At 66.3% G+C, this 15101-nt stretch carries 10 protein-coding genes; 3 read left to right on the plus strand and 7 right to left on the minus strand.

Annotated features, from left to right (window positions below):
- Positions 1-255: 255 nt before the first annotated feature.
- From J2Y55_RS28555 to tesB, 5 genes are all read right to left on the minus strand, one after another.
- The gene (locus tag J2Y55_RS28555) at positions 256-1080 is read right to left on the minus strand and encodes a LolA family protein (protein ID WP_310160088.1); all 825 of its coding nucleotides are present in this window, start codon (positions 1078-1080) and stop codon (positions 256-258) included.
- A 232-nt stretch (positions 1081-1312) separates the two neighbouring features.
- The gene (locus J2Y55_RS28560; RefSeq protein ID WP_310160090.1) at positions 1313-3877 is read right to left on the minus strand and encodes a DNA translocase FtsK; all 2565 of its coding nucleotides are present in this window, start codon (positions 3875-3877) and stop codon (positions 1313-1315) included.
- A gap of 192 nt (positions 3878-4069) precedes the next feature.
- Entirely contained in the window at positions 4070-5548 is a 1479-nt protein-coding gene (locus tag J2Y55_RS28565; RefSeq protein ID WP_310160091.1) for an ammonium transporter, read from the minus strand.
- A 28-nt stretch (positions 5549-5576) separates the two neighbouring features.
- The gene (locus J2Y55_RS28570; RefSeq protein ID WP_092178245.1) at positions 5577-5915 is read right to left on the minus strand and encodes a P-II family nitrogen regulator; all 339 of its coding nucleotides are present in this window, start codon (positions 5913-5915) and stop codon (positions 5577-5579) included.
- A gap of 239 nt (positions 5916-6154) precedes the next feature.
- Complete coding sequence (gene tesB / locus J2Y55_RS28575) at positions 6155-7021, minus strand: acyl-CoA thioesterase II (protein ID WP_310160094.1); 867 nt, start codon at positions 7019-7021, stop codon at positions 6155-6157.
- Positions 7022-7139: 118 nt separating this feature from the next.
- On the opposite strand from tesB, the gene J2Y55_RS28580 reads away from it, so the two are divergent.
- Complete coding sequence (locus J2Y55_RS28580) at positions 7140-8390, plus strand: ubiquinone biosynthesis hydroxylase (RefSeq protein WP_310160095.1); 1251 nt, start codon at positions 7140-7142, stop codon at positions 8388-8390.
- Positions 8391-8474: 84 nt separating this feature from the next.
- Positions 8475-9023 carry a peroxiredoxin gene (locus J2Y55_RS28585; RefSeq protein ID WP_310160096.1) on the plus strand — a complete coding sequence of 183 codons (549 nt, stop codon included), beginning with the start codon at positions 8475-8477 and terminating at the stop codon, positions 9021-9023.
- A 211-nt stretch (positions 9024-9234) separates the two neighbouring features.
- Here J2Y55_RS28585 and J2Y55_RS28590 read toward each other — a convergent pair whose 3' ends face one another.
- Complete coding sequence (locus J2Y55_RS28590) at positions 9235-9438, minus strand: Trm112 family protein (RefSeq protein WP_310160099.1); 204 nt, start codon at positions 9436-9438, stop codon at positions 9235-9237.
- An 11-nt stretch (positions 9439-9449) separates the two neighbouring features.
- Complete coding sequence (locus J2Y55_RS28595; RefSeq protein WP_310160101.1) at positions 9450-14297, minus strand: NAD-glutamate dehydrogenase; 4848 nt, start codon at positions 14295-14297, stop codon at positions 9450-9452.
- A 220-nt stretch (positions 14298-14517) separates the two neighbouring features.
- Between J2Y55_RS28595 and J2Y55_RS28600 the strand changes: the two genes are divergently transcribed.
- Positions 14518-15066, plus strand: a complete 549-nt coding sequence (locus tag J2Y55_RS28600) for a peroxidase-related enzyme (RefSeq protein WP_310160187.1) — start codon at positions 14518-14520, stop codon at positions 15064-15066.
- The last annotated feature ends 35 nt before the right edge of the window (positions 15067-15101 follow it).

The raw sequence follows: 15101 nt of genomic DNA on the forward strand, positions 1-15101 counted from the left end.
GATTGTTCCGGGCGGAGGGCCGCCGGAAACTGGTTCGTAGCGCGCAGAAAAGCAAGCTCCACGACGGCAATCGCGCCGTCATTCCGGTCAAGCCACATCAACAGCGTCGAGCCGGAATCCATCGAAGCCAAGGTGTGCCCTTTGATGGATTCCGGATCTGCGCGGAGTTTATCCTTGGGCCGATCGAAGATCGGACCCGAGAGCTGCGCCCGGAATGACGGAGCTTGGTTGAATCAAGCTATGTGGCGTTGGGCCTCAGAGCATGCGCTCGTAGTTGATCGTGAAATTCTTCGGATCGGGGCGGCGCTGGGTGTCGAGATTGTAGACCGAGACCGTGGTCTCATAGCCTTGCGGATCGATCACCACCCAGCCGCGCAACTCATTGGCGGTGATGTCGTAATTCAGGGTGATCTTGGAGGTGCCGCCCAGCGTCGAGCGGTCCTCGATCCGGACTGAGAGGATGTCGCCCTTGGTGCCGGCGCCCATCACGACCGAATCGCGCGCCAGATCCATGCGCTCCTTGACCAGGAATTTCAGCGGGGTTTGGCCGATCGAATAGATATCCTGTGTCGCCAGTTTCTTGTCGCGGATCGCGACGGAGGTGCCGTCGGCGATGACCTCCGTCGTCACCGGAGCGCGATACTCGAAGCGCATCTTACCCGGGCGCTGAATGTAGAGTTTGCCCTCAAGACGGCGTCCATCGGGAGAAAACTGGATGAAATCGGCCTGTAGAGTGGCGAAGCCGTTGAAATAGGCGTTCAACCGCTCGACAGCCTCGTCTTGCGTCTGCGGGGCGGCGGACTTGCCCGATGCTTTCGCAGGCGTGGCCGCGATGCGCTGGGGCGCTTCGGCGGACGCGGTTTGCACAGGTGTCCCCGCTGTTGCCATGCGCGGCAATCCGAGGCCCTCAGGCCGTACAGGGGGCAGGCGCGTGCCGCTGCGCGACGGCTTGGCGGTGGTGATCGCCTGCTTGGAAGGCTGCAGATTCAGCGGCTGGGCGCTGGCCCCACCGAGGCTGGCTGCGAAGCCGAGCGCGGCGAGCGCGCTGATCGAGGCCCGCATCCGGAGGCGGCGTGTCATGAGCATGCAAGCTCCACTCAAAATCGGCCCAGAGGCCGGGATCATCGTGCCTTTGCCGGCACGCTGCAACAAACGGGTCATCGAAGCGAACCCATCGCTCCAGTCACATCTTGGCGCGGGATTCATAGGAAGAACCGGTTTCCACTCTTTACCAACCCGCTCCAGTCAACGCATCGCGATGACTGAAGGTTGCAGTACCGTCATGGCAATTTGAGGACCGGATAGCGGTGTTTCAATCCTCGTCTTCGCGGGCCCTGCCGGTTTCGACGAGGATTTCGCGCTTGCCGGCGTGGTTGGCGGGACCGACGATGCCTTCGTTCTCCATCCGCTCCATGATCGAGGCGGCGCGGTTGTAGCCGATCTGGAGGCGGCGCTGGATATAGGAGGTCGAGGCCTTCTTGTCGCGCAGCACCACCGCTACCGCCTGGTCGTAAGGGTCGTCGCTCTCGGCCTGGCCCATCGCGCTCTTGTCGAAGACCGCGCCATCCTCGCCCTCGGATGCGCCCTCCTCCTCCTCGGAGGTGACGGCCTCGAGATATTGCGGCCGGCCTTGCGTCTTCAGGTGGGCGACGACCTTCTCGACCTCGGCATCGCTGACGAAGGGGCCGTGGACGCGGGTGATGCGCCCGCCGCCGGCCATGTAGAGCATGTCGCCCTGGCCGAGCAGCTGCTCGGCGCCCTGCTCGCCCAGGATCGTGCGCGAGTCGATCTTGGAGGTGACCTGGAAGGAGATCCGGGTCGGGAAGTTCGCCTTGATCGTGCCGGTGATGACGTCGACCGAGGGGCGCTGCGTCGCCAGCACGACATGGATGCCGGCCGCACGCGCCATCTGGGCCAGGCGCTGGATCGTGCCCTCGATCTCCTTGCCCGCGACCATCATCAGATCGGCCATCTCGTCGACGATGACGACGATATAGGGCAGAGGCTCGAGGTCCATGACCTCCTCCTCATAGATCGCCTCGCCGGAATGCTTGTCGAAGCCGGTCTGCACGGTGCGGGTGATGACCTCGCCGGCGGCCTTCGCCTCGCCGACGCGGGCGTTGAAGCCGTCGATGTTGCGCACCGAGACCTTCGACATCTTCTTGTAGCGCTCCTCCATCTCGCGCACCGCCCATTTCAGCGCCACGACCGCCTTCTTCGGGTCGGTGACGACCGGCGTGAGCAGATGGGGAATGCCGTCATAGACGGAGAGCTCGAGCATTTTTGGATCGACCATGATCAGGCGGCACTCCTCCGGTTTCAGCCGGTAGAGCAGCGACAGGATCATGGTGTTGATCGCCACCGACTTGCCGGAGCCGGTGGTGCCGGCGACGAGCAGATGCGGCATGCGGGCGAGATCGACGATCACCGGCTCGCCGCCGATGGTCTTGCCCAGCCCCAAGGCGAGCTTGTGCTTGGAGCTCTCGAAATCCTGGCTCGCCAGCAATTCGCGCAGGAAGACGGTCTCGCGCTTGGCGTTGGGCAGTTCGATGCCGATGGCGTTCTTGCCCTGGACCACGGCGACGCGGGCCGCAATCGCGCTCATCGAGCGGGCGATGTCGTCGGCCAACGAGATCACCCGCGAGGATTTGGTACCCGGAGCCGGCTCGAGCTCGTAAAGCGTCACCACCGGGCCCGGGCGAACCTGGGTGATCTCGCCGCGCACGCCGAAATCCTCGAGCACACCTTCGAGCAAGGTGGCATTTTGCTCCAGCGCGTCGGTCGAGATCGCGTTGGCGGGCAGCTTCTTGGGCTCCGACAGATAGGTCAGCGGCGGCAGTTCGAACTGGTCGCGATCGAGCAGCGAGGGCTGGGCCTCGCGCTGCATGCGCTTTCCCGGCTTGGGCGCGATCGCAGGCGCAGTGACACGCGGTGCATTGAGATCGCGCAGATCCTGCGGCTCGTCGTCGTCTTCGGGCAGGTCGACCGCTGCGGGCCGAGGCGGGCGCGAAACGGGCAGGGGCTCTGGCGCAAAGGGCTGGCTCGCGGCGCGCGGTGCGGCCTCGCCGAATTGCGGCTCGCGGCGGACGCGGCCCGGCACGGGGGCCGAGGTGGTGGGGCCTGCATTGACCAGCGGCTCGGGCGGCTGCGGCAGGCGACGCAGGATCATGCCCCTGAGCGACATCGCACCATGGGCGAGCCAGCCGATCAGGATGACGGCGATGCCGGGTTCGTCGTCGCGGCGATCCTCGCTCTCGCTCCAGGATTCGTCCTCATCCTCGTTCTCGGCGATCGGATCCTCGTCGGTGACGAAACCGAAGCCGGCGGCGGCCGTGATCGCCAGGATCGAGATGCCGGCATAGAGGAAACCAACGAGGCCGCTCAGCGCATTGCCGGCGATGCCGACGAGGTTGCGGGTGCCAAACAGCAGGCCGTCGCCGATGACGCCGCCCATGCCGGTCGGCAGCGGCCAGCGCGGCGTGGCGGGCAGGGCGCTGGCGACCGCGCCGGTGGCGACGATGCCGACGACCCAGAGGCCGAGCTTGAGCGCGCCACGATCGAACAGATGGAAACGCACCAGCCGCAGCGCCCAGATCACCGGCGGGAACAGCAGGGCGATGACGCCGAGCCCGATCAATTGCATCAGCAGATCTGCGACCATGGCGCCGGGACGGCCGAGCCAGTTCCTGACGGCGCCGCTGGTGGCGTTGTTGATGCTGGGGTCGTCGACCGACCAGGTCGCGAGCGCGAGCGCGATCGCCGATGTCAGGGCCAGCAGGCCAAGCCCGGTGAGCTCCGCCGCGCGCCGCGACAGGAACTCCCGCACCGGATCGGGCAGGCGGTCCATCAGCGAGGAGGAACGTCGGATCGTGCGCATGCTGGTGTCGTGCTTCGGGCTTCCGGCCGCCGGAGTCGGGCCTGTCCGGTCACGTTAGGAAGGTGAGGTTAAGACCCGCTTAACCTTGCACGGGCGGCGGTCCAGGGCTGGGGAAATGCGCTGTCGGCAACGAAAAACCCCGGCGGTTTCCCGCCGGGGCTGTTTCACGTGAGACGCTGAGGCGAGAGCGGCTCAGTCGTGGTAGGCGCGCTCGCCATGCTCGGCGATGTCGAGGCCTTCGCGTTCCTGATCGGGGGCGACGCGCAGGCCGACGATGACGTCGACGATCTTGTAGAGGATCAGCGAGCCGACACCGCTGAACACCAGCGTGAACAGCACCGCCTTGGCCTGCGCCAGGAAGGCATCGCCCAGCACATAGGCGCCGACGGCAAGTTCACCGGGCTTCGAGGAATAGTCCGGGATACCGACGCCGCCGAGATCGACATTCACCAGGATGCCGGTCGCCAGGGCGCCGATGATGCCGCCGATGCAGTGGATGCCGAAGACATCGAGCGAGTCGTCATAGCCCAACGCGTTCTTGACGGTGGAGCAGAAGACGAAGCAGACGACGCCGGCGACAAGGCCCAGACCGATCGAACCCATCGGACCGGCAAAGCCGGCGGCGGGGGTGACCGCGACGAGGCCCGCGACCGCGCCCGAGACCATGCCGAGCATCGAGGGCTTGCCCTTGACGGCCCATTCCACGAAGAGCCAGCCGACTGCCGCCGCCGCCGTGGCGACGAAGGTGTTGATCATGGCGAGCGCGGCGGTGCCGTTGGCTTCCAGGTTGGAGCCGGCGTTGAAGCCGAACCAGCCGACCCAGAGCAGGGCGCCGCCGATCAGCGTCATGGTGAGCGAGTGGGGAGCCATCAGCTCCTTGCCGTAGCCGATGCGCTTGCCGAGCAGCAGGCAGCCGACCAAGCCCGCGATGCCGGCATTGATGTGCACGACGGTGCCGCCGGCGAAGTCGAGCGCGCCCCATTTGAAGAGCATGCCGGCATCGGCGTTGACAGCATCGAGCGCGGCCTGGGCCGCAACCTTGCCGTCCGCCCCAGCGTCAGCCAGCGCCTTGGCGGCGTTGCCGACAACGTCGGGACCGCCCCAGTACCAGACCATATGGGCCATCGGGAAATAGATGAAGGTGGCCCAGAGCACGCTGAAGAGCAGCAGCGCCGAGAACTTCATGCGCTCGGCGAAGGCGCCGACGATGAGGGCCGGCGTGATGCAGGCAAAGGTCATCTGGAAGCAGATATAGACATATTCGGGAATGACGACGCCGTTGGAGAAGGTCGCGGCCGTCGAGTTCGGATCGATGCCCTTCAGGAAGGCCTTGGAGAAGCCGCCGACATAGTCGTTCAGGCTGCCGCCATTGGTGAAGGCGAGCGAGTAGCCGTAGAACACCCAGAGCAGGCAGACGATGCAGACGATGGCGAAGACCTGCGTCAGCACGGAGAGCATGTTCTTGCTGCGGACGAGACCGCCATAGAACAGCGCGAGGCCGGGAATGGTCATGAGCAGGACGAGGACCGTCGAGCTCATCATGAAGGCGACGTCGCCCTTGTTGGGGACGGGCGCGGGAGGGGTGGCCGGAGCCTGCGCGAGCGCGGTGCCAGCGGCCGCCGCGAGCGCCAGCCCGATAAGTCCGGCCCGGCTGAGGGTCTTGAAATTCATCGTTGGAAACTCCTGAAGGATCGCTGGCTCAGAGGGCGTCGCCGTCGGTTTCGCCAGTGCGGATGCGCACGGCTTTCTCGATCGACGAAACGAAGATCTTGCCGTCACCGATCTGGCCGGTGCGGGCGGCGGCAGTGATCGCGTCGATCACCTTGCCGACGAGCTCGTCGGACACGGCGACCTCGATCTTGATCTTCGGCAGGAAGCTCACGGCGTATTCGGCCCCACGGTAGATTTCCGTGTGGCCCTTCTGGCGGCCATAGCCCTTCACCTCGGTCACGGTCAGGCCGTGCACGCCGATGGCGGTGAGCCCGTCGCGCACCTCCTCCAGCTTGAACGGCTTGATGATAGCCATCACGATCTTCATTGCAGGGTTTCCCCGTTTACGCCGCCCGGAAGTCAGCCCCGGCGATCTTGTTGCGCCTCGCGCACCTTCGAGAGTTTCGGCGCACGTCGGGAAACGGCAATTCAAGGCGCGTGCCAACTGCCCCGTGGTCACACCGGGGGTTGAATTCGCGAATCAGCGAACACACCGGCGATGAGGCCGCCAGCGTTGGTCAAGAAATATGCAAATGATGATTTATTAGGCCGATGCTCAGAAAGCACTCAGGCCATGTCCAGCCTCGGGCGGATCAGACCTTCCTGTGCAACCGAGGCGACCAGCTTACCGTCCCGGTTGAAGATGAGGCCGCGCGAAAAGCCGCGCGCACCGGAGGTCGAGGGGCTGTCCTGGGCGTAGAGCAGCCATTCGTCGGCGCGGAAGGGCCGGTGGAACCAGAGCGCATGGTCGAGACTGGCGCCCTGGATCTGCTTGTCGAAAACGTTCTTGCCATGGGCGATCAGGCTCGAATCGAGCAGCATCAGGTCCGAGGCATAGGCGAGCACGCTCTGGTGGATCGCCGGTTCGTCGGGCAAGGGCTGCATCGCCTTGATCCAGACGTTGAATTTCGGCTCCATCTTGCCACCGCTGGCATAGCGGGCCAATTCGACCGGCCTGATCTCGATTGGTCTTTCGCGCTGGTAATAAGCGCGCACGGCGTCGGGCATATGCGGCAGCACGCTGCGCTTCATGGTCTCGCGGTCGGGCAGATCCTCCGGCATCGGCACGTCGGGCATCGGCATCTGGTGCTCGAAACCTTCCTCCGCGACGTGGAAGGAGGCCGACATGGCGAAGATCGCCTCGCCCTTCTGAATCGCCAGTACGCGTCGCGTGGTGAAGGAGCGACCGTCGCGCAGCCGGTCGACCTCGTAGATGATCGGGATCTCGGGATCGCCCGGGAGCAGGAAATAGGCGTGCAGCGAGTGGGGCTGGCGATCTTCCACCGTCTTGCAGGCGGCATAGAGCGCCTGGCCGATCACCTGCCCGCCGAAGACGCGCTGCCAGCCGACCTTGGGGCTGCGACCCCGGAACAGATTGCGTTCGAGCGGCTCGAGGTCGAGAATCGACAGCAGGGAGTCGCTGATCTGTGTCATGGTCTGAAGGCTCTTCGGGCGGGCGCGATCGCAGTCTATGCTGCATCAGCACCGACGCATCGCGCGTCGTCAAGCCGGCGCGCCTTCTGCAGGGCCGTCGGGCGAGGAGTGGATTCCAATGGCGTCTGGACTGGGCCTGGCCCGCAACCGGATCGTGATCGCGGGCGGCGGGATCGCCGGATTGTCGCTGGCGCTGGCGCTGAAGCAGGCGTTTGGCGCAGGCTTCGAGATCGTGCTGGCCGATCCGTCGCTGAGCCTGGCGCCACGCGCCGACAGCCGCGCCTATGCGGTTGCCGCCGCGGCGCAGAACATGCTGGCGGCGCTCGGAATCTGGCAGAAGGTCGTAGCGACCGCCCAGCCGATGACCGAGATGGTCGTCACCGACAGCCGCAACCCGGATGTGGTGCGCCCGGTCTTCCTGACTTTCGATGGCGAGGTCGAACCTGGCCAGCCCTTCGCTCATATGGTCGAGAATGCGGCGCTGCTGGGGGCGCTCCTCGACGCCTGCCGCGCTGCGGGCGTGGTGCTGCGCCCCGAGGGCGTGCGCCGCTTCGAAAGCAGGGATGACGAGGTCGAACTCCGATTCGCTGATGGCGAGCGGCTCCAGGCGGCTTTGCTCGTGGCGGCCGACGGGGCGCGCTCGAAGCTGCGCGAGCAGGCCGGCATTGGCTGGGTCGGCTGGGCCTATCGGCAAACCGGTTTGGTCGCGACGCTGGGTCACGAGCGCCCGCATCACGGCCGCGCCGTCGAACATTTCCTGCCATCGGGCCCCTTCGCCATCCTGCCGCTCACCGATGGAGGCAGGCTTGGCCATCGCTCCTCGATCGTCTGGACTGAAGGCGCGGAGAATGTGCCGGCGCTGCTCTCGCTGGATGAAGCCGACCTGCTGGCCGAGATCGAGCGGCGTTTCGGGCTGGAGCTCGGCGAGATCGCGCTGGAGAGCGCCGTCAGCGCGCATCCGCTCGGCTTCGGCGTGGCGCGACGCTTCGTCGGGGAGCGGCTGGCCCTGCTCGGCGACGCCGCCCATGTCATCCACCCGATCGCCGGACAAGGGCTCAATCTCGGGCTGAAGGACGTCGCGGCCCTGGCCGAAGCGATCGTCGACGCGGCCCGGCTCGGGCTCGACCCCGGAGCCGCCGAGGTGCTCGAAGGCTATGAGCGTGCGCGCCGCTTCGACACGGTGGCGATGGGCGCGGTCACAGACGGGCTGAACCGTTTGTTCTCGAACGACGTCACCCCGGTGCGGCTCGCGCGCGATCTGGGCCTGGGTCTGGTCGACCGATTGCCGGGGCTGAAGCGCTTTTTCATTCGCGAGGCGGCGGGGCTCGCCGGCGCGACTCCGCGGCTGTTGCGCGGCGAGGCGCTGTAAGGGCGCAGGGCGTCACCCCGCGGCTGGAGCCGGGAGCGAACCGGCGCCTCGTCTCGCATCATCCTGTTCCAGAGAGGCCATTCCGTGAATCAAGCGACCATCATGCCCGTTCTGGGCGACACCCTGTGCGAGCGCCTGAAGGGGCTTGCCCTGCCGCCGGTCCGCCTGGCCTCGACGCAAGGCGGCAGCATCGATCTTTCGGCTTTGCCGTCCCCGCGCACGGTCATCTACTGCTATCCCCGCACCAGCGAGCCGGGGCAGCCCGCCCTGGCTGGATGGGATGTGATCCCCGGCGCGAAGGGCTGCACGCCACAGGCCTGCAGCTTTCGCGATCATCATGCGGATCTCGCTTCGCTCGGGGCGGCGGTATTCGGGCTGAGCACGCAGCCGACAGCCTATCAGCAGGAGATGGCGGCGCGGCTGCATTTGCCTTTCGCCGTGCTGAGCGACGCGCAATTCGCGCTGACCGAGGCGTTGGGCCTGCCGACCTTCGAAGCCGGGGGCATGCGGCTGATCCAGCGCCTGACGCTGGTCTTGCGGGAGGGAGCGGTCGAAGCCGTGTTCTACCCCGTCAGCCAGCCCGAGCAGAGCGCGGCGCAGGCAATTGAATGGCTGGAGGCCAACCCTTTGTAAGTGGCCCTCGCGCCTGCAACCGATCCGATTGGATCGTTCAATTGCTCCAGATCATCGTTTTAACGCGTTTCCTTCACGCGAACCGGTGCCCACTTCGCTCGAAAACGCTCTGGAGCATTTCCGCGTTTCCCCGAATCGCGGAAATGCTCCAGCTCCTTGTTTTGACGCGTTTTCTTCACGCGAACCGGTGTCCACTTCGCTCGAAAACGCTCTAGCCCTCCAATTGCCTTGCCTCTTCCGGCAGCATGATCGGGATGCCGTCGCGGATCGGGTAGGCGAGCTTGGCGGCGCGGCTGATCAGCTCCTGCCTGGCCGCGTCATATTCGAGCGTCGTCTTGGTCACCGGGCAAACCAGGATTTCAAGCAGCTTCGGGTCGATACGGGTCGCGGTCGGTTCCGGTCCGGTCTCGGTCATGGGGATCTCGTTCAACTGTGCTTGTTGGGCAGGTCGGCAAGCATGCCGGCGGCGACCATCAGCTTTGGCAGGGAGAGGCCCGACATGGCAATGGCCGAGACCGTGCTGCGGGTGCGTTCGGCATCCGCGCCGCGCGTGTCGAGCCAGGCATCGAGGGTGCCGGCGCCGTTGGCCGCGCCCGCGATCTCCTGGGTCAGGCCGGCATGGGCATCGACCAGGGTCTCGACGGCGCGCTCGCGGGCGAGGCGTTCGTAATCGTCGGTGGCCGGCACGGCGGCGGCAGCGCCCTCCAGATTCGACAGGCCGAAGACCGAATCGACTCCGAAATGAATCCGCGCCACCTCGGTGATGTCGCGCCCCGTGCGCTCCGCGATATCGACGATGTCGGTTGCCTGGGCGAGCGCCGGCAGGCTGGCGATCCGGGCGGCGAGCACCTCGGGCACGCCTTCCGAGGTCAGCACCGCGATCCGGGCGATGCGGGCCTGGGCGGCAGCCTCCGGCAGCAGGGTCTCGAGCTCGGCCGCGAGCGCGCTCACGCCCTTGGCATAGCGCGCCACCGTCTGCTCGATCGCGCCCGGCTTGGCCACGCCCCGGCGCAGGAACCAGCTCATCCGGTCGCTCACCAGCTCCTGCGCGGCAGCGTAGAGCCCGAGCTGGGTCTTGCCCGGTACTTTCGCGTCGAGCGCGTCGATCGATGCGTTGAGCGCGATCAGATCGAAGGAATCACGCGCGATCGCATAGGCGGCGGCGATGGCCGGAGCCTCGGCGCGGGTCTGGTCGGCGAGCGTCGTCACGATCGCCGGGCCGCCGCGATTGACGATGGCGTTGGCGAGCTGTGTCGCGACGATCTCGCGGCGCAGCTTGTGGCCGGCGATCTCGGGCGCGTAGCCGTCGCGCAGCGCCTTGGGGAAGTAACGAACCAGTTCGCTGTTCAGATAGAGGTCGTCGGGCACTGGAGAGGCCAGAAGCGCGTCGTGCAGAGCAAGCTTGGCATAAGCGAGCAGCACCGAAAGCTCCGGCCGCGTCAGGCCTTCGCCACGTTTTTCGCGCTCGGCGATGGTCGCGTCGCTCGGCAGATATTCGACGCTGCGGTCGAGACGCCCTTCGGCCTCCAGCGCCTGCATCAGGCGTCGCAAGCCCGGCGTCGCCGCCTGTCCCTGCGCTTCGGTGAGCGAGAGCGCCAATGTCTGCAGATAGTTGTTGCGCAGCACCAGCAGGCCGACCTCGTCGGTCATCTCGGCCAGGAGCGTATTGCGGTCATCCTCAGCGAGACGACCGTCCTTGACCGGCCCGGCGAGCGCGATCTTGATGTTGACCTCGACGTCGGAGGTGTTGACGCCGGCCGAGTTGTCGATCGCGTCGGTGTTGAGCTTGACGCCCTTGCGCGCGGCCTCGATGCGCCCGCGTTGGGTCGCGCCGAGATTGGCGCCCTCGCCGATCGCCCTCGCCCTGACATCGGCGCCGGTGATGCGGATCGCGTCATTGGCGCGGTCGCCGACCTGCGCATCGCTTTCGTCGGCGGCGCGGATATAGGTGCCGATGCCGCCGAACCAGAGCAGGTCGACCCGCGCCTTCAGGATCGCCGTCATCAATTCGGGCGGCGTAACCTCGGCCTTGGGCAGATCGAGCAGCGCCTGCATCGCCGGCGAGAGCGAAATGCTCTTGGCCTGCCGCGAGTGGACGCCGCCGCCGGGCGAGATCAGCGATTTGTCGTAGTCGGCCCAGGAGGAGCGCGGCAGATCGAACAGGCGCTGGCGCTCGGCCAGGGTCTTTGCGGGATCCGGATCGGGATCGAGGAAGATGTCGCGGTGGTCGAAAGCGGCGACCAGCTTGATCGCCGGTGAGAGCAACATGCCGTTGCCGAAGACGTCGCCCGACATGTCGCCGACGCCCGCGACGGTGAAGGGCGTGGTCTGGATGTCGATGTCGATTTCGCGGAAATGGCGTTTCACCGCTTCCCAGGCGCCGCGCGCCGTGATGCCCATCTTCTTGTGGTCGTAGCCCTGGCTGCCGCCCGAGGCGAAGGCGTCGCCGAGCCAGTGATGCTTCTCCAGCGAGAGCGCATTGGCCGTGTCGGAGAAGGTCGCGGTGCCCTTGTCGGCGGCGACGACGAGATAGGGATCGTCGCCGTCATGGCGCACGGTGTCGGCGGGCGGGATCACGGTCTCGCCATCGAGATTGTCCGTCAGCTCGAGCAGTGTGCGCACGAAGATGCGGTAGCTCTCGGTGCCTTCCGCCAGCCAGGCCTGCCTGTCCGAGGGGGCGGGAAGCTGCTTGGGCACGAAGCCGCCCTTGGCGCCGACAGGCACGATGACGGCGTTCTTGACCTGCTGCGCCTTGACCAGGCCGAGCACCTCGGTGCGGAAATCCTGCGGCCGGTCGGACCAGCGCAGGCCACCGCGCGCGACCTTGCCGAAGCGCAGATGCACGCCCTCGACACGCGGCGAATAGACGAAGATCTCGTAGAGCGGGCGCGGCAGCGGCAGCGAATCGAGCTTGGCGCATTCGTATTTGATTGAGATCGTGCCGCGCGGATGTCCGTCCGGGCCGATCTGGAAGAAATTCGTGCGCAGGCCGGCATCGATCAGATTGACGAGGCGGCGCAGGATGCGGTCCTCGTCGAGGCTGGTGACGTCGTTCAGCGCGGTCTCGATGCGTTCGCGCTCGACGGCGACGCGGGCCTCGCGTTGTGTCGCATCGATGCGTGGGTCGAATTTGGCGAGGAAGAGCGCAACGAGGCCCGAGGCGATGCCGGCATGGCGGGTCAGCGCGTCGGCGATGTAGTCCTGCGCATAGGGTGCGCCGACCTGGCGCAGATAGCGCCCGAGCGAGCGCAGCAGCGCCGCTTCACGCCAAGCCAGCCCTGCGGCCAGGACGAGCTGGTCGAAGCGGTCGGATTCGGCCAGGCCCCGGAACTGCGCCATCAGCGCCGCCTCGATGGTCGGGTCGAGCCGTTCGACGTCGATCGCGCTGTCGTCGGCGCGCTCCAGGGTCATGTCGTGCAGCCAGACGGGGGCGGTCTCCGAGCCTTCGCTCGCGGCCGGCTGCGGCAGGATGTTGTAGGTGCGCTCGTTGACGACGCGGAAGCCCATATTCTCCAGCACCGGCACGCGGGCCGAGAGCGAGATCGCCGCGCCGCGCGAGAACACCTTGAGATTGGCGCGCGTCGCCGGGTCGCCCTCGCGGCGGTAGAGATTGACCGCGCGGCCCCGGTCGGGGGTCAGCTTCTGCAGGATGTCGATGTCGGCGAGCGCATCCTGCGCTTCAAAGCGCTCGCGATAGGCGGCACCGAATGCTTCGGCATAACGCTCGACGAGCGCGCGGGCAGCGGGCCCTGCCTTCTGCCGGTCGAGCACGTCCTTGAGGCCATCGCCCCAGGTTCGCACGATCGCGCTGATGCCACGTTCGAGCGTGGCGCGATCGATCTTGGGGGTTCTGCCCTCGTCGCGGCCGATGATGTAATGCGTGCGGGCGAGCGGACCTTCCGGATAGGCCGGATAGGCCGCCGAGATGCGGCCTTCATAGATGCGGGCGAGGAATTCGCCGACACGGCGGCGCACTGTGGTGTCGTAACGATCCTTGGGGATAAAGACGAGAATCGAGACGAAGCGATCGAACTCGTCGGCACGGGCCAGCGCCCGGATACGCGGCCGTTCGGTCAGCTGCAGGATGTCGAGCGCGAAGCTTTCCAGCGTCACGGAGTCGATCTGGAAAAGCTCGTCGCGCGGGAAGGCGTCGAGCACGTTCATCAATGCCCGACCGGAATAGCTCGCCGGGTCGAAGCCGATATTACGGGCGACGCGCGCGACCTTGAGGCGCAGATAGGGAATCGCGCGAGCGCTGCCGGTATAAGCATTGGAGGTGAGCAGGCCGACGATGCGCAATTCGCCGTCTAGCCGGCCGTCGGAGGTGAAGAGCTTGACCCCGACATAGTCGAGATGGACGCGCCGGTGCACCCGGCTCTTGACGTTGGCCTTGGTGATGATCAGCGCCTGGGGCTTGGCCAGGAAGGCGCGGATTTCGGGCGTGGTCACCACCATTTCGCGGTTCTTGCGCAAGACCCGGACGGAGGGGTCGCGCAGAATCCCCAGGCCCGAGCCCTCGATCGGGTCTGCGGCGGCATCACCGCCCGGGAAGCGATAGGCGCGGATGCCGAGCAAGGTGAAATTATCGCCGGTGATCCATTCGAGGAATTGCAGCGCCTCGCTGACCTCATCCTCCGGCAAGGGCGGCGGGTTGGCGCGATAGGCCTGGATCACCTCGGTGATTCGCCCACGCATCGCGGCCCAATCGTCGACGGCCAGTCCGACATCGGCATAGACACGGTCGAGCGCGCTACGCAGGCGCTCGCGCGCCTCGGGCGTATCGATGCGGTCGAGATGGATATGGATCAGGCTTTCGCGGCGGGTGCCCTCCGGCGCGCGGCCTGCTGCCTCGCCGGCAAGCTCGAGGAACCGGCCTTCCGCATCGCGAGCGACCGCCAGGATGGGGTGGGCGACGAGGAGCGGCTCGAAACCCTGGTCGGTAAGTTCGGCCAGGGTCGAATCGAGCAGGAAGGGCTTGTTGTCGTTGACGACCTCGAGAATCGTCAGCTGGCGCTCGCGGCCCTCGCTGTCGAAACTCTCGTCGTAGAAGCGCAGTTTGATGGCTCCAGGCGCGCGGGCCGCGCTCAGATGGTCATAGGCAGCGACAGCGGCGCGGGCGAGCATGGCCGGTGGCAGGGCGTCGAGATCCTCGGCGACGACGCGGCCGAAGAGCAGCCGCACGAATTCGGCGGGGAGAGCGCCACCGGTCTGGGAGGCGGCAGCCTCGATCGCCGCGATGGCTGCAGCCGTCGCATTCAGTACCCGCTTAGCCATGCTTCTCCCCCTGTTCTTTTGCCGCAGCGATGACATAGGCTGCGCGGCCTTTCAACTTTCGCCGCGACTGAGGTCGCGGCAAGGCCAAATTGGACCCTGACTCGACCGATCCTGTCGAAGTCCGGGCACAAGCGACGTGACAGGAGGAACCATGGCGACCAAGCATGACAAACCGAAGGTGGGCGAGGCTCCGGCGCAGCAGGATTCGCCGCCCGCGGTGATGGCGCTGTCGCTACCGCCTGGCACGCTTTCGGCCGAGAATCAGGCCTATTTCGACAAATGCCAGGAGAAGCTCGGCTTCGTGCCCAATGTACTCCTGTCCTATGCCCATGACGACGCCAAGTTGAGCGCTTTTGCGACGTTCTACAACGACCTGATGCTGGCGCCGTCGGGCCTGTCGAAGCTGGAGCGGGAGATGATCGCGGTTGCCGTCTCCAGCGTGAACCGCTGCTATTATTGCCTCACCGCGCATGGCGCGGCGGTGCGCCAGCTTTCGGGTGATCCGGTGCTCGGCGAACTGATGGTGATGAACTACCGGGCAGCCGAGCTCTCGGTGCGGCATCGCGCCATGCTGGATTTCGCGGTCAAGCTGACGGAGACGCCGCATCTGATCGGCGAGGCCGATCGCGAGGGCCTGCGCAAGGCCGGGTTCGGCGAGCGCGACATCTGGGATGTCGGCGCGGTCGCGGCCTTCTTCAACATGTCGAACCGGATGGCCTCGGCGGTCGATATGCGGCCCAATGCCGAATATCACGGCCAGACGCGCTAAATTGTAGAAACAACCGGAATCGTAGAAACAAGCGG

Source organism: Allobosea sp. BE125 (assembly GCF_031456075.1).
In the GTDB taxonomy this organism is placed as follows: Bacteria; Pseudomonadota; Alphaproteobacteria; order Rhizobiales; family Beijerinckiaceae; genus Allobosea.